The organism is uncultured Campylobacter sp. (assembly GCF_938045465.1).
Taxonomy (GTDB): Bacteria; Campylobacterota; Campylobacteria; order Campylobacterales; family Campylobacteraceae; genus Campylobacter_B.
Genome location: NZ_CALIBF010000137.1, coordinates 1 through 16,275 on the forward strand (window position 1 = coordinate 1; position 16,275 = coordinate 16,275).

A 16,275-nucleotide genomic window follows, 5' to 3' on the forward strand; every position below is an offset into this window, starting at 1 on the left:
AGCCCCAGGATGCGATGAGCCGACATCGAGGTGCCAAACCTCCCCGTCGATGTGAGCTCTTGGGGGAGATCAGCCTGTTATCCCCGGGGTACCTTTTATCCTTTGAGCGATGGCCCTTCCACACAGAACCACCGGATCACTAAGACCGACTTTCGTCTCTGCTCGACGTGTATGTCTCGCAGTTAAGCTGGCTTTTGCCTTTATACTCTGCAAGCGATTTCCAACCGCTTTGAGCCAACCTTTGTAAGCCTCCGTTACATTTTGGGAGGCGACCGCCCCAGTCAAACTACCCACCAGACATTGTCCTACCTAAGGATAACTTAGGCTAGTTAGCTACCCGAATAAAGAAGAGTGGTATCTCAACAATGGCTCATCGTAAACCGAGATCTACGAATCGAAGCCTCCCACCTATCCTGCGCATCTTTATCCAAGTAGCAGTGTCAAGCTATAGTAAAGGTCCACGGGGTCTCTCCGTCTTGCCGCGGGTAGGAGGAATTTTCACCTCCACTACAATTTCACTGGATCCCTCTTTGAGACAGCTCCCATCTCGTTACGCCATTCATGCAGGTCGGTATTTAACCGACAAGGAATTTCGCTACCTTAGGACCGTTATAGTTACGGCCGCCGTTTACTCGGGCTTCGATCAGATGCTTTGCGTAAGCTAACATCATCAATTAACCTTCGAGCACCGGGCAGGCGTCACACCCTATACATCCTCTTACGAGTTAGCAGAGTGCTGTGTTTATGGTAAACAGTCGGGAGGGACTCTTTGTTGTAACCTTCTTCGCTTACGAAGTAAATTCTTAACGAAGCTAGGCACACCTTATACCGAAGATACGGTGCTATTTTGCAGAGTTCCTTAAAGAGAGTTCTTCCACGCGCCTTAGAATACTCATCCCACCCACCTGTGTCGGTTTACGGTACGGGCGATATCAGCTAAACTTAGAAACTTTTCTCGGCTCGATAGTATCATGGATTCTTCATCTACTCCGAAGAGCGTCAGAAGCCTTTCAGATCTCGGATAAAGAGTTACGGATTTGCCTATAACTCAACCTACTTCCTTAGACTAGCACTTCCATCCGCTAGCTCCACTAACTTTAAGCGTCCTTCCGTCGCACACTGATATCGGTATCGGAATATTAACCGATTTTCCATCGCATACCCCTTTCGGACTTTGCTTAGGACCCGACTAACCCTACGATGACGAGCATCGCGTAGGAAACCTTGGGTTTACGGCGAATACGATTCTCACGTATTTTATCGCTACTCATGCCTGCATGCTCACTTCCAACCGCTCCACCGCTCCTTACCGGTACGGCTTCGACGCTGATTGGAACGCTCTCCTACCACTTGCACTTAATGATTTATACTTTTCTTGCGGCTTATTTTTTTGCTTTTGTTGCTAAATTTTAAAATTCTAAGAAATTTGAAATTTCTAAATTTAGATTAAGACGTTTAGTTCAAATTTGAACTCAAGATGGCGTAGGATTTTTGAGATGGATTTAAATGTTGCGACGTAAAAATAAAGCGGAGCGAACATATAGTTCGTGAGCATTTATTTTTACGAGCTCATTTAAAGACGCTCAAAAGCCAAGCCAAGTATAAATGATTAAGTGCAAGTCTAAAGCTTCGGTACTCATTTTAGCCCCGTTATATTTTCCGCGCAAAATCACTAGACCAGTGAGCTATTACGCTATCTTTAAAGGATGGCTGCTTCTAAGCCAACCTCCTGGTTGTTTCAGTAACTTCACATCGTTTTCCACTTAAATGAGATTTGGGGACCTTAGCTGTTAGTCCGGGTTGTTTCCCTCTTGACGACGGATTTTATCACTCGCCGCCTGACTGCCGTGGTTACGCTATAAGTATTCGGAGTTTGATAGGGTTTGGTACATTGGTGTATGCCCTAGCCCATTCAGTGCTCTACCCCTTATAACTACTACACGACGCTATACCTCAATATATTTCGGAGAGAACCAGCTATCACGATGTTTGATTGGCCTTTCACCCCTATCCACAAGTCATCCGGAGCCTTTTCAACGGCCGTCGGTTGGGTCCTCCACCGGCTCTTACACCGGCTTCAACCTGCTCATGGATAGATCACATCGTTTCGGGTCTGCAGCATCTGACTAATCGCCCTATTAAGACTCGCTTTCGCTACGGCTCCGGGTTTCCTTAACCTCGCCAGACACCACAACTCGCAGGCTCATTATGCAAAAGGCAGTCCATCACACTGCTATACTCATTAAAACTAATCGCTAATCGTTATCTCTAAATTTAGACTATAAAATTCTATTTGTGTTATCTATGATGAATTTTATTAGATTTAAAATTTAGAATTTCAAATGCGCAGGATTTTTAGATGATTTTTTATGAAACAAGGCAAGGCTAGCCGGATCCGGCTGCCGCAGTCGCAGTTTCATAAAAAAGGGCTAAAAAGCCAAGCTGGATTAATTTTAAAGAGCATAGCATAGTGCTCTGAATGATTGTAAGCAAACGGTTTCAGGTTCTATTTCACTCGGCTCACCGCCGTTCTTTTCACCTTTCCCTCACGGTACTTGTACGCTATCGGTCTAGTAGTAGTATTTAGGGTTGGATCGTGGTCGACCCGGCTTCAGACAGGATTTCACGTGTCCCGTCCTACTCAGGATACCGCTAAGTAAGGATGTGATTTCATATACGGGAGTATCACCCTCTATGCCTAACCTTTCCAGATTGTTCTATTATCAGATCCTAGTCTATGTTGCGGTCCTACAACCCCACTAGTAAACTAGTGGTTTGCCCTCTTACGCGTTCGCTCGCCGCTACTAGCGTAATCTCTATTGATTTCTCTTCCTGCGGGTACTTAGATGTTTCAGTTCCCCGCGTTGGCTCCATTAATGGTAACACATATCGCTATGTATTGGGTTGCCCCATTCAGAAATTCCCGGATCAAAGCCCCTTGACGGCTCCCCGAGACTTATCGCAGCCTGGCACGTCTTTCATCGCCTCTACTAGCCAAGGCATCCACCGTTCGCTCTTAGTAGCTTACCTTTTATATATTTTTTACTTCGCAGACCGGCAAAGCCGGCCTTTGCGATGGGGAGCTTCGCTCCCTCAACCCACCTAAAGCACAGCAACGCTTTCGGCGTTGCTGTAAAATTTCCATTAAAAGAAACTCATTTAGGATTAGGTCCGTAAAAAATACTTAGACTATTTATTTATATATTCTAATTCGCATTACTTCCTTGCTAAAGATAAAACCGATCTAACTAAGCGGTTGATTTACAGATAAGAGCTTTTAAATATGCCCTATCTTTAAAACCGAAGCGTTAAATTTATTCTATAGTATTTGATTAACTCGAATTAAGACGGAAAGAGATCAAACTTATAAAGTAAGTTAGGCTCTATAAGCGTGTATTGATCTTAGCTTTTAGCTTTGGATAACATAATAAGGCTAAAGGCTTGGCATCACTTCGAATAATCAAAGCTTTAACAAGTCCTGTAAAATTGTTTTATTAAAACTTGATTGTGACTTTAACAATGGTACTTTAAAGAACGTTTAGGCTAAACCTAAATAGAAAATTTTAAGTTATGATAGATTGATCAAATTTGCTAAATTTAACAAACCGATACGCTTGAGTAAAACCGAGTTAAAATTCTCTATTTAGATTTAACATCAAATTAAATATGGCGCAAATATCTTATGGTGGAGAATAGCGGGATCGAACCGCTGACCTCCTGCGTGCAAAGCAGGCGCTCTCCCAGCTGAGCTAATTCCCCATCTTCGCTTATCTTTTTTCCTTATACCTCGTCAGTTTTTGCAAAAATCGGCGTCGCGTATATCTAATACGCTCCTTGATTTTCTTAAAACTTCCTCGTCTAAGAAAAAAATCTAAACAAATCTATTTTAACAATATAAAATAGATTGTATTAAGCAATTAATTCTTACTTCAATATATTAAGGAAAATAGCTTATAAAATACAAGACTAAAATTTTAATCTTGTCCGTCAATCTCTCAAACCTAAACAAGCTCGATTGAGCATGCTTAGAGCTAAACATATGTTAGCGCTAAGACTTTATGATAGATACCTTGTGAGAGGATATCTATTTGTACTCTAGAAAGGAGGTGATCCAACCGCAGGTTCTCCTACGGTTACCTTGTTACGACTTCACCCCAGTCGCTGATTCCACTGTGGAGGGTAGCGAATTTCGCATTCCCGCTTCGAGTGAAATCAACTCCCATGGTGTGACGGGCGGTGAGTACAAGACCCGGGAACGTATTCACCGTAGCATGGCTGATCTACGATTACTAGCGATTCCGGCTTCATGGAGTCGAGTTGCAGACTCCAATCCGAACTGGGACATATTTTTTAGATTTGCTCCATCTTACGATATTGCGTCTTATTGTATATGCCATTGTAGCACGTGTGTCGCCCCGGACATAAGGGCCATGATGACTTGACGTCGTCCACACCTTCCTCCTCCTTACGAAGGCAGTCTCATTAGAGTGCTCGGCCGAACCGTTAGCAACTAATGACGTGGGTTGCGCTCGTTGCGGGACTTAACCCAACATCTCACGACACGAGCTGACGACAGCCGTGCAGCACCTGTCTTAACATTTCTGCAAGCAGACACTCTTCCATCTCTGGATGATTTGTTAGATATCAAGTCCGGGTAAGGTTCTTCGCGTATCTTCGAATTAAACCACATGCTCCACCGCTTGTGCGGGTCCCCGTCTATTCCTTTGAGTTTTAATCTTGCGACCGTACTCCCCAGGCGGTATACTTAATCCGTTAGGTGGATTACTGCCGTGACTAGCACAGCAACAACCGGTATACATCGTTTAGGGCGTGGACTACCAGGGTATCTAATCCTGTTTGCTCCCCACGCTTTCACGCATTAGCGTCAGTTAAGTTCCAGCAGATCGCCTTCGCAATAGGTATTCTTCTTGATATCTACGGATTTTACCCCTACACCAAGAATTCCATCTGCCTCTCCCTTACTCTAGATTATCAGTTTCCCAAGCAGTTTAACGGTTGAGCCGTTAGATTTCACAAGAGACTTGATAATCCGCCTACGCGTCCTTTACGCCCAGTGATTCCGAGTAACGCTTGCACCCTCCGTATTACCGCGGCTGCTGGCACGGAGTTAGCCGGTGCTTATTCGTTAGGTACCGTCATTATTCTTCCCTAACAAAAGGAGTTTACGCTCCGAAAAGTGTCATCCTCCACGCGGCGTTGCTGCGTCAGGGTTTCCCCCATTGCGCAATATTCCCTACTGCTGCCTCCCGTAGGAGTTTGGACCGTGTCTCAGTTCCAATGTGACTGATCATCCTCTCAGACCAGTTACGCGTCATAGCCTCGGTAGGCCGTTACCCCACCGACTAGCTGATACGATATAGTCTCATCCCTTGCCGAAATTCTTTCCCGATTTATCTTATGGTAAAAAGGAGTATGGAGTATTAGCAGTCATTTCTAACTGTTGTCCTCCAGCAAGGGGCAGATTAGCTATATATTACTCACCCGTGCGCCACTAAATTTAAAAGAGCAAGCTCTTTTAAATTCCGTTCGACTTGCATGTATTAGGCACGCCGCCAGCGTTCACTCTGAGCCAGGATCAAACTCTCCATATTTATACTTCTCGCAACGGCAAAGCCGTTACTGCGAGCGGGAGCTTTCGCTCCCTGCATCCACCTAAAGCTACAAAGATTTGCGAAAAACAAGTTTTTCGCAAATCATAAATTTCTAAGGATAGCATTAAAAAACCGAAGCTTGGCTCAGATCTTACTTATGCGTCTTAAATTTAATCTATGATTTAAACTCTTTATACTTATACAGGTAGATGCCATTATGAAGTTTTTAATCTAAAAACTTTATGTTTTTGTAACATTGTTTTTATGGATAGGTTTAGTTAAAGCTAGATGCTAATTAGATATTCGTTACGGATGTAAAAAATAATCTAAATTCGATCCAGCGATCTAAATCTTAATCCATAGGCTCAATCGATCACTTGTTTAGATTTCAAAGATTGACTAAAGATATTTGTTTTTAACAGTTAAATTTTAAAAAACGCGTTCGCTAAAAGGCTAAAACTACTAGGACTTAAGACTTAAGGAAGCAGGTTCGGCTCGGTGCGAAACAGAATTGTGATTATACAAGAGCGATGCTTAAAGGGGGCTGAATAATTAAGAGAAATTTTAAAAAACGATTTGGAAAATTTTAAATTTTTATAATGAAATTTTATGCTTAACGCGCCTGGCACAAATTTCATCTCCAGCCTCCGTAAAAATTTTATAAATTTCGCAAACGACCGCATCCAAACTAAAATTTGATTATACCGCAATTCGCGACCGCCGACCGCACCCGTTCGCGCATAAAACCTGCTTGCAAAACACTTAAGCGCACGATTATAAGATTTCGCTATAATCACGTCCGATTTAAAATTTATCAAAATTAAAAGGATTTCTATGCGCGCAATTTTTTCTATCTATATCTTCATCATCGCGGCCCTTATCGGCATCGAGCTCTCGCTCGGCGCACTCGTCGCGCCCGTGGTATTTTTCCCGCAGCAGATTATCGGAGAGGGCGTGCTATCGCACTTTCAAAGCGGCAAGCTAATGAGCGAGATCTTCGTAAAATACGGCGGCATCCTCATCGCGGTCTCGATCATCTGCCTCGTTTTTGAGATGATAAATTTCAACAACAACAAATCGCAATCGTTTCGCTTGCGCCTTTCGACCCTGATGCTGACGCTCGTAAATATCATACTTGCCCTACTTTTCGTGCTTTACTTTACCGACTACGTCATAAATGCGCAAAAGATCGGTGCAGAAGCGACGATGACGCCGGAATTTGCCCAAATCCACGCGGCTAGCGAATGGTGCATGAAGCTCATCATCGTGTTCCAAGCGGTGCTGTTTTTCGCAAAAATCCTCCCCGCCCTGGCTGCTAGAGATGTCGCGGCGGCGAAAGACGCGCGGAATGAAGATTAGAATTTACTACGAAGATACCGACGCGCAGGGCATCGTGTATCACGCCAACTACATAAAATTTTGCGAGCGGGCGCGCAGCGAGGCGCTTATGCAGGCAGGAGTGGACTTCGCGCGCGCAGACGCATACTTCGTAGTTAGCGAGCTTTGCGCCAAATTTCTGCGCCCCGCGCGCCTCGGAGACACGCTTGAAATTCGCACGAGCCTAGCCGCGCTCAAAAACGCCAGTGCCCTTTTGCGACAAGAAATTTACAAGATCAAAGATATTAAAAACGCGAATTTTAACGAGCTTTTATACGCGCAGGACGTAAAAATTGCCTTCGTAAAAGACGGCAGACCGATCAAATTTAGCGCCGAAATTTTAGAATTTTTCAAATCTTTGAGATAAATTTATTTCGCGGGTTCAAATTTACCTAGTCGCGTGCGGCACAAACATAGCGCAGATCGATCTTCGGCATAAAATCTAAGAATGCGCAAAGCTCTTGGGCAGTAATAAAATTTGCAGGCGAGATAAAATTTACGACATAAAATTTCGCTCGGTATTGAGGTTTAAATTTTGATGCTACGTCGTGACATAAACCCCTCACGCACCCGAGATAGCTAGATAGAAAACAAAATTTGAAATATCAAAATTTTGCAATGGCGTTAAATTTTGCCCCGCTCCGCCGCTTTATGAAATTTTCTCGCTTTTAAATTTAAACTCGCGCAGATCGAGTCTGTGTTTTACTCCGCTAAAATCCCGCTCGCCTGTAAAATTTAAGCCGATCAAATTCGCCAGCGATCTCATCCGCGTAGGCACAATCCACAAACTAGGCGCCCGCACAAAGCCGCGCGCAAAATCAAAATAGCGCGCAAAGAAAGCGCCAAAACGCGCCTCACAGCAGCCCTTTTATCTTTTGCAAATCCTCTTTGAAAAGCTCCGCCTTGCTCGGATTTTGCGCGATGAATGCGGGATCGAAGCTCGGCACGAAGCTGATACCGTCCTCGTTAAAGACCGAGCCGTGCAGCGCGTCCATGCCCGCTAGATCGCCGTTTCGCAGCACGATTTTACAGCAGAGCTCCCCTAGGCAGAGCACGACTTTGGGTTTTAAAATTTTGATCTCGTCGGTCAGATAGGGCGCGCATTTTAAAATTATTTCCGAGCTTATGCGCCTATTTTGCGGCACTGTGCACCTTATCAGAAAGCTAAAATAGATCTGCTCGGGCGCGCAAATTTGATCTAGCGCCGCTTCAATCTCAGCCTCCAAGCCGCCGCCAAAACCCTCGCTAACGCCCGGCGCAAGAGCTACGATCATAAGTTTTACGCTCGCGGGAGTTTTGAAATTTTTAAAATTTTGCTCGCTAGAGCTCGTGCGCGTTTTGGCAAGCTCGCAGAGATTGCACTCGGCGGTAGCGGATTTTAGCGTATCCAGCGCCTTGAAAAATCGCGCGCCGCCGCTTAAAATTTCAGCGCTTACGTAGCGGTAGCCGAACGCTTTGTAATAAAGCAGTCTGCGTAGTTGCGAGCTTTGCACGGCGCGCCTACGATCTGTTTAAATTTCGCGCGACGAATCCGCGATCAAACTGCGCCAAATCTTTGTAAAATTCCGCCCTAAAGCCCTGCTCGCGCAAAAATGCCGACAAGCTCTGCTTTTGATCGTAGCCCATCTCGCAGACTAGAAATTTTGCGCGCCGTGCGGCGATCAGCACGATGCGTTTTAAAATTTCATCCCCCCTCTCGCCGCCAAACAGCGCCGCCTTCGGCTCTTGCAGCACACGCGCATCCAATGCGTAGGAATTTGCGATGTATGGGGGATTTGAGACGATGAGATCAAACTCGCCCGCGATCTCATCCGCGTAAGCGCAGTGTACGAACTCGACGTCTGCGCCTAAGCTTGCGGCATTTGCGCGCGCCACCTCAAGCGCATCCGCGCTGATGTCGCTAGCCGCGATGCGGCAAGAAGGAAGGAGTTTTTTTAAGCATATAGCGATTATGCCGCTGCCCGTGCCGATCTCGCAAATGCGCGGCTCGCCCAAGCTATGCGCCAAAGCAAGCGCCTTTTTTACTAAAATTTCGGTCTCGCAGCGCGGTATCAGCACCCGCTCATCGACGTAAAATTTAAAGCCCATAAACTCGCGGCTTTGCGTGATGTATTCAAGCGGGCGACCGTCTTTAAATTCAATGATCTTAGCGCGAAACTCCGCTTCATGCGCGAGCTCTTCCGAGCATCTTAGCACGAGTTCTTCGCTGCTAATGCTCTCGCAAAGCTTTAAAATTTCGCGCGCGACGTATTTTGAGCCGCACTGCTCCAGCCCCCATCTTAGCGCCTCAGCGATCCTCATCAAGCTCTCTTATGCGCTCATACAGGCTCGGGTGCGAATGATACACCGCAGCGTAAATTTTATGAGCGAGCGGAAACGCCTTGTTTTCGCTGCCCAGCTTCTTTAGCGCGCCGATCATACTCTTTTTATCCTGCATGCTGGCGCCATGCCGGTCCGCGCTAAATTCGTGCATGCGGCTAAGCTTGGAGATTACGGGCTCAAAAAACGCATGCAAGATCGGCGCAAACAAAATCATAAAAACCAGCGTCGCGCCGCCGTCCGCGTTAAGTCCTAGCGCGCTAAATACGCCTGCGGGGAGGTTTCCGAATACCGCGAACGTCGCGCCCAAAAGCACGAAGCTAAGCGCTAAATTTTTCAAAATATCGCCGTGTTTGAAATGCCCGAGCTCGTGCCCTAAAACGGCCAAAATTTCATCCTCGCTCAGCTTCTCTATGAGCGTGTCGAAAAGCACGACCTTTTTCGTCGCACCGAAGCCGCCGAAATAGGCGTTTAGGCGCTTGTCGCGCTTGCTAGCGTCAATCGTAAAAACGCCGCTACTTTTAAAGCCGCAGCGCTGCAAAAGCCCCTCTATGCGCTCTTTTAGCTCGCCGTGCTCTAGCGGCTGCATCTTATTAAACAGCGGCGCGATAACGGTCGGATAGATTAAATTTATCAGTAAAACTATGCCGAAGCTTAGCAAAAAGCCCCAGACCCACCAGTGCGCGCCCAAGCTATTTACGCAAAAAACGAGCGCAGAGGCTACCGCAAAGCCAAAAACCAGCGTGAGTATGAGCGATTTTAGCGCATCTTTTACGAAAACGGCGGGCGTTATCGTGGAAAAGCCTAGGCGCCTGTCTTTGACGAAGGTTTTGTAAATCTCAAGCGGAAGCGATATCGCGCCGCCGATGATTAAAAACGCCGTTACGAAGCAGCTCTGCGCAAAAATCCCGTCGCCCGCTAGATCATATATCGCGCGCTGTAACGCGCCAGCGCCCGCAAGTATCCAAATAAGCGCCACCGCAAAAGAAAAGCAGTGCGAAAATATATTAAATTTTAAATTTACCGCGCCGACCTCGCCCGCTTTGCGATAATCCTCCTCGCTAAGCACCACTGCAGGCTCTTTTAGCTTGGCGCGGATGAAGCTTAGCTCAAGCAGATCGAGCGAAATTTTATAAATCGTGTAAAGCGCGTATAAAAAGATCAAAAACCAAACCATCGCGCCTACTTTAGGCTCTCGGCGAGCGAAAGCACTTCGTAATATTCATTTTCCATACTGTTTAACGTTCCTCTTTTTTCTTCAAGTTCTTCAAAAAGCCCCTGCATCCCGAGCTTTTGATAAATTTCAGGCGTTGAGAGCGCGTGATTTAGCTCCTTTATGCGCGCCTCGATAGCCTCGATCTTAGCGGGGTACTCCTCTAAAATTTTATTCTGCTTATAGCTAAGCTTCGCGGCGCTCGTTTTCTCCTTTTTGTTTTCGCGACCGCTCTCCTCTGCGCTCGCGCCAGCGTCGGCCTCGATCTGATTAATCTCCGCCATCTCGTCTTCAAACTCCAAATATTGCGAATAGGGCATTTGAATTTGATCGATCGTGCCATTTTTTTCAAAAACCCAAAGCTTATTCGTGATCTTATCGATGAAATAGCGATCGTGGCTTACGATGATTACCGCACCTTCGAAACTTAGCAGATAATCCTCCAAAATATTGATCGTCGCGATATCAAGATCGTTCGTCGGCTCGTCCAAGATCAGACAATCATACTGCTCGGTAAAGAGCTTGGCAAGCGCCAGGCGGTTCTTTTCACCGCCGCTAAGCACGCCCACGGGCTTGTCTAAAAACTCCTTCGGAAATAAGAAATTTTTCAAATACCCATATACATGCATGTAGCTGCCACGGACGCTTATGTGATCGCCGCCGTTGGGGCAGAAAATTTCGATTATGCTTTTATCGTCCGTGATGCCGCTGCGGGTCTGATCGAAGTAGCCGATCCTGATCTCGCCGCGTTTGATCTCGCCCGCATCGATCTTACTGCGGCCGAGTAAAATTTTAAGCAGAGTGCTTTTGCCCGCGCCGTTGGCGCCTACGATACCGATGCGCTCGCCCTGCAAAACCCGTGCCGAAAAGCCCTTAAAAAGCACCTTGCCGTTTAAAATTTTACCGATATTCGTGCATTCAAAAAGCATCTTTTTGCGATTGTCGCCGCCCGTGCCGTTAAAGCTCCTGCTCGCGCGCTCCAGCTCGAGCCGCACGCGACGGATCGCGCCCGGGTTTTTCTTCGCATCCTGCCTCATCTGCATGATACGCGCCTTGCGCCCTTCGTTGCGCTTTAGGCGAGCTTTTACGCCGCGGTGCAGCCACTCCTCCTCGGCGCGCAGCTGTTTAAGCAGCGTCTCGTGGGACTTTTCGAGCGAAGCAAGCATCTCCTGCTTGCGCCTCAGATAGTTCTCATACCCGCCGTCGAAATTTGAAATTTTACCCTCTTCGATCTCGATACTGCGCGTCGCCAAGCGGTCGATGAAGTAGCGATCGTGGCTGATAAAAACGATGGTCTGCTTCGAGCTAAGCAGCATATCTTCTAAGAATTTCACCATATAGACGTCGAGGTGGTTCGTGGGCTCGTCCAGCAGCAGCACGTCGGGCTTTTTAAGCACCAGCGCGCCCAGCGCCACGCGACGAATTTCGCCGCCGCTAAGCGTGCAGACGGAGCGGTTTTCGTAAATTTTAAGCCCGAAATTTTGCAGTACCTGCTCGATCTTATTGTCGATCTGCCAGCCGTCCTTGGCCTCGATAAATTTAATCAATTCGTCTTGGCGCGCTAAAAGTTCCTTGTTTTCGGGCTGTGCGGCGATTTCGCTCGAGATCGTGTCATATTCGCTAAGGGCGGCGTAAATTTCGGCTAGCTCCCTTCGCAACGCGTCTTTGACCGAGAGATTGTCTTCAAATTTCGGCGTTTGAGCGAGCATCTGGATATTTAGCCCGTTTTGAGTGATCACACGCCCCTCGTCGATCTCGCACAGACCCGCAATTATCTTCATCAACGTGGATTTGCCGCCGCCGTTTTTGCCGATCACGGCAACGCGCTCATTGGCGTCCAGTGCGAAATTTACGCCGTCTAAAACGACGTGAGAGCCGAATTTTTTCGTAACATCGATAAGCTCGATCAAAGCCAATTTTAAGTTCCTCTAGTGTTAAATTCGGTGATTTTACACAAAATTCTATTAAATTTTAATAACTTTTAAGGCTTTAGCGATGCAAAGTTTGGAATTTAACGGCCTGCGCGTAGAAATTTTCGCCCCGCACGCGCCGTCTTTTGCGTCAGCCACGCGTGCGCAGCCTCTCAGATCCACGCCGGATACCCCGCCCGATACCTCTGCATCCGCTCATATTGTCTCATTCGAGCTTGGCACGCCTCCCATATTCGCACAGGATGATCCACCCGCCGTTTCGTTCGGTCTGTCTGCGCAGGCTGCTTCATCTGAGCCTCCCGCGTTTGCAGCACCGAACACACCGCTCGTTACGCTCATCGCGCCCGCTTCGCCCTCCTCTCTAGCCGCGCCTAAAGCACAAGCCATTCAACCCGCCGCGTCGTCCACACTAGATACTACACCAAAATTTACGGCAACTACCGACTCGATTTCGCCCGCGTCATCGATGCAGAATACAGTACTCACCGCGTCCGCACAAACCGCCCCGCCCCGCTTGGGTGCCGTGCCGATCATCTACTTGCACGCCTTGGATTTTAGCGCGGCTAGCACGGGCGAAATTTACGAGTTCGTCTCGCGACAAAGCGGCGCGGATTTCGTGCTTGCGGCGATCTATCTAAACGAGGCGCAGTGGGGCGATAAGCTTAGCCCGTGGGCGGCAAAATCGCCGTTTAAGGGGGTGCGCGATTTCGCAGGCGGCGGCGCGGCGCACTTGGAAAAATTTACGAACGAGTTGATCCCGCGTATCGAGCGGCACGTATTCGGCGCGGGAAAGCCTTCGTGGCGAGCGTGCGCGGGATACTCGCTGGCTGGACTTTTTAGCGCGTATGCGGCGTTTGCGAGCGATAAATTTCAAAAGATCGCCTGCGTCTCGGCGTCGTTTTGGTTCGGCGGATTTGACGCCTTCGTCGCCGCACACTCGCCGCAAAGGGGGTTGGCATACGTCTACGCGTCCTTGGGCGAGGCTGAGATGAACCCGAAAAATCCGCGCGGAGCACTCTGCGGCGAGACGGCGCGAAATTTTATCGCAAAATGCCGCAGTGCGGGCGCAAAAGCGGAGTTTGAGCAAAATCCGGGCGGGCATATGCAAGATGAGATCGCAAGAATTTCAAAGGCATTTTTAAGCCTCGTAAATTCTTAAAATTCGTGGAAATTTAAAATTTAACGGGACGGCTGTCAAGCGACAGGCGCGACAGAATAGGAGTAGCGAGAGATTGAAACAAACGAGCCGAGAAGCGGCACGAAGCGTAAATTTAAAGTGAGCTATCGTTGAAATTTCTCGCGCAAAGGTTTTTTGTGCGATGCAATGAAATTTAAAACAAACCTGCGTTGAAATTTTACAGCGTGAGCGGTGCGACAAGAATGGTGTATCGCGATGCAGCGCGAATAGGACAGCGCGTAGTTGGTATTTTAGCGGCTTTGATAAGTGCGATTCGTTTGAACGTAAATCACACGACGCGGCGCCGGTGCGGCACAGGCGGCGCGGTACAATGCAAATTTTAGGCGGGCACCGCTAAATTTTTGCAGGTTGCACTAATGGTTTAAAATTTAAAACGAGCTGTCGTTGTAAAATTTAAAGCAAATCATGTCGCGGCTAGGATTTAACGTGCCTGCAAGCTAAATTTAAACAGCAACTCACCGCCGCGTATGATTTCGCCGTTTCATTTAGTGTAACTGCTAGCTAAATTAAATCACTGAAATTTCAAGATTTGCGCTGCGTCAAAGAGTGCTTTGATACTACGATACGTGCTGCTCGGTTTAAATTTTAATTTAGCGTCGGGCGGGCGGTTAAACGGCGGGCGCAACAAAACAGGCGCGACAAAGTATTCTTAACAACCCTAAAATATCCGCAATAACAGCAAAAATTCTTGCAAAATCTCTGCAGCAACGGTAAAAATTTTTACAAAAATTCCCGCTAAAATTTCATGCAAAACCGCTGTAAAATTTACCTGCGTTTGATGCCGTAGCCGTCACGATCCACGCATATAAAGCCCGTCGTAGCGCCTCCGTCGCGCGCCATCACCATGCCGTCTGCGGCAAATCTATCATCACAGCCGATCTCGTAGTCTTTTTTCACCGCCTCGCTCGCAGAACCCTCGAAAATCTCGTAAAATTCCGAGACAAACCCGTCTTTGTAATAAATAGCGGTTTTACCCTCGCCTTCCCAGATGCTTATGCCCTGGGCATTTGCGCTTTTTGCTTTGGCTTTAAGTTCATTAAAAGTCCCAAAAATCCCAGCCTAGGATTTTTAAAACAGCGCGCTCGTTCGTCTAAAAACTCGCACTTTGGTTTTTGTCTTTATTCACGGCTCTCATACTTGAGACCTCGTCGCCATCAAAACGAACGTCAAAAGAAACTCCTTCGGGCTTATCTCGCGCGCAAAATCGCGCAGGGCTAAAATTTGAACGCGATTTTGCTCGTAATTTTCCGCTAAACCGGCTCCGAAAAGAATAGTTTGTAGATTAAAAACCCCGCAGCTAGCACAAGCGTGGCGCTTACGAGAAGCTTAAATAATCTAAAAATTTCCGAGAAAAAATATTTTATAAAATTCACGCCCGCCTCTTAAATTTCACCGAATTTCACCGTCTATGCAAAGGGCAGAATTTTTTTGTAATTGCTCCACAGCTCGCTCTCCTCGCCGAAATACGCGAGCAGCCCGCGCGCGTTGCGATCGAAAGGGTTGGGCTCTTTATGCAGCGCGATACGCTGCGACAGGCGCAGATCGTAGGTGTTGTATATCGCAGAATACGGCACCGGAAAGTCTGAAGCGTAAAACAGGCGCGAGTGCACGTCCGTTTGGCTCGCCAGATGTGGCAGGGCTTTCGCGCGCACCGGCGTCATCAGCGCCGAAACATCGGCGTAGAGGTTCTTGTGTGTGCGCAGAAGCGCTAAAAGCGCGAAATAATCGTGTCCGAAATTTCGCGGGCGGCGCGAGAGCGCACGAAAAATATGCGAATATTCGTAGTTAATCGCCATGTGCGCACACACCGTCGTGACGCCCAACTCAAGCGGCGCATAGATCATCTCCAGCGCCTCGCAGCGGCGCGTGCTCGGCACCGAGCTTTCGTTGCCGACGTGGATCACCAGCGGCAAGCCGAGCTTGGCGAGCTTTTCAAAATACGGCACGTAGCGAGGCAGCCTCGTATCCAGATCCCAATAATTTTGTAAAAATTTCGCTCCCTTAAATCCGAGCTCGAAGCAGCGATCGATCTCATCTAGCGCGTCCGCTCGCTTCGGATTGATGCTAAAAAACGGCACGATGAGACCTGGGTTTTTTTGATAAATTTCAAACACGCTGTCGTTGTCCGCACAGACGGTCTTATCGCGATGGATTAGCTCGCCCGCGTCGCTAAATTTAGCATCCACGCCGAAAAGCACCGCCTTTTTAACATATTTCGAAGCTCTAAGCCCGCCGAGCAGAGCGTCCACATAGGCCTCGTATGGCTCTTTGATCGCGCGCGATACGTCTATGCCGAAGCGCCTGCCGAAAAGGCGCAGCGCGAGCCTGTCGTAAGGGCGATCGAAGCGCACCTCCTTGCTTAACAGATGGACATGAAAATCAAGCGTTTGCATCGGGGATCCTTGGGAAAATTTTGCCGAGTTTATATCAAATTGCGGTAAATGGTTAGAATTTTAAATTCGAGTTTAAATTTACGCTCCGCGCCCTGCCGCGCATAGAATTTAGCGCGGATGCAGTCCGCCCCTTATAAAGCGTCGTCGGGGGTTAGGTGGGGTTTGTGGGCGAGCAGAGCAATGCGGTGCTGCGGGGCAGCGCCGCCTCCGCGAGAAGTTTGACCTCGCAATT

Annotated in this window: 10 protein-coding genes, 1 tRNA gene and 2 rRNA genes; 3 read left to right on the plus strand and 10 right to left on the minus strand. The window is 47.8% G+C overall.

Features of this window, described 5'->3' with window-relative positions; translation table 11 throughout:
* From Q0413_RS06705 to Q0413_RS06715, 3 genes are all read right to left on the minus strand, one after another.
* Positions 1-3,030 (minus strand): 23S ribosomal RNA (locus Q0413_RS06705); the annotation flags it as partial.
* A 653-nt stretch (positions 3,031-3,683) separates the two neighbouring features.
* Positions 3,684-3,759: transfer RNA gene (locus tag Q0413_RS06710), tRNA-Ala, on the minus strand.
* A gap of 340 nt (positions 3,760-4,099) precedes the next feature.
* Positions 4,100-5,612 (minus strand): 16S ribosomal RNA (locus Q0413_RS06715).
* 834 nt (positions 5,613-6,446) lie between these two features.
* On the opposite strand from Q0413_RS06715, the gene Q0413_RS06720 reads away from it, so the two are divergent.
* Both Q0413_RS06720 and Q0413_RS06725 read left to right on the plus strand, forming a co-directional pair.
* The gene (locus tag Q0413_RS06720) at positions 6,447-6,971 is read left to right on the plus strand and encodes a DUF4149 domain-containing protein (RefSeq protein WP_298988213.1); all 525 of its coding nucleotides are present in this window, start codon (positions 6,447-6,449) and stop codon (positions 6,969-6,971) included.
* Positions 6,961-7,356, plus strand: a complete 396-nt coding sequence (locus Q0413_RS06725) for a YbgC/FadM family acyl-CoA thioesterase (RefSeq protein ID WP_298988214.1) — start codon at positions 6,961-6,963, stop codon at positions 7,354-7,356. The genes Q0413_RS06720 and Q0413_RS06725 overlap by 11 nt, the downstream gene beginning before the upstream one ends.
* A gap of 487 nt (positions 7,357-7,843) precedes the next feature.
* Here Q0413_RS06725 and Q0413_RS06730 read toward each other — a convergent pair whose 3' ends face one another.
* The 5 genes from Q0413_RS06730 to Q0413_RS06750 all read right to left on the minus strand — a co-directional run bounded on the left by Q0413_RS06730 (position 7,844) and on the right by Q0413_RS06750 (position 12,839).
* Complete coding sequence (locus Q0413_RS06730; RefSeq protein WP_298988215.1) at positions 7,844-8,482, minus strand: uracil-DNA glycosylase; 639 nt, start codon at positions 8,480-8,482, stop codon at positions 7,844-7,846.
* Between the two features lie 7 nt (positions 8,483-8,489).
* The gene (gene prmC, locus Q0413_RS06735) at positions 8,490-9,290 is read right to left on the minus strand and encodes a peptide chain release factor N(5)-glutamine methyltransferase (RefSeq protein WP_298988216.1); all 801 of its coding nucleotides are present in this window, start codon (positions 9,288-9,290) and stop codon (positions 8,490-8,492) included.
* Positions 9,277-10,485 carry a M48 family metallopeptidase gene (locus Q0413_RS06740; protein WP_298988217.1) on the minus strand — a complete coding sequence of 403 codons (1,209 nt, stop codon included), beginning with the start codon at positions 10,483-10,485 and terminating at the stop codon, positions 9,277-9,279. The genes prmC and Q0413_RS06740 overlap by 14 nt, the downstream gene beginning before the upstream one ends.
* A 5-nt stretch (positions 10,486-10,490) precedes the next feature.
* Positions 10,491-12,437, minus strand: coding sequence for a ribosomal protection-like ABC-F family protein (abc-f, locus tag Q0413_RS06745; RefSeq protein WP_298988218.1), 1,947 nt, complete (start codon positions 12,435-12,437; stop codon positions 10,491-10,493).
* 210 nt (positions 12,438-12,647) lie between these two features.
* Complete coding sequence (locus Q0413_RS06750) at positions 12,648-12,839, minus strand: hypothetical protein (protein WP_298988219.1); 192 nt, start codon at positions 12,837-12,839, stop codon at positions 12,648-12,650.
* A gap of 79 nt (positions 12,840-12,918) precedes the next feature.
* Between Q0413_RS06750 and Q0413_RS06755 the strand changes: the two genes are divergently transcribed.
* Positions 12,919-13,611 carry an alpha/beta hydrolase-fold protein gene (locus Q0413_RS06755; RefSeq protein WP_298988220.1) on the plus strand — a complete coding sequence of 231 codons (693 nt, stop codon included), beginning with the start codon at positions 12,919-12,921 and terminating at the stop codon, positions 13,609-13,611.
* An 804-nt stretch (positions 13,612-14,415) separates the two neighbouring features.
* Here Q0413_RS06755 and Q0413_RS06760 read toward each other — a convergent pair.
* Together Q0413_RS06760 and Q0413_RS06765 are read right to left on the minus strand one after the other, a co-directional pair.
* Entirely contained in the window at positions 14,416-14,547 is a 132-nt protein-coding gene (locus tag Q0413_RS06760) for a hypothetical protein (RefSeq protein ID WP_298988221.1), read from the minus strand.
* Positions 14,548-15,056: 509 nt separating this feature from the next.
* Entirely contained in the window at positions 15,057-16,043 is a 987-nt protein-coding gene (locus Q0413_RS06765; RefSeq protein WP_298988222.1) for an amidohydrolase family protein, read from the minus strand.
* Positions 16,044-16,275: the final 232 nt, after the last annotated feature.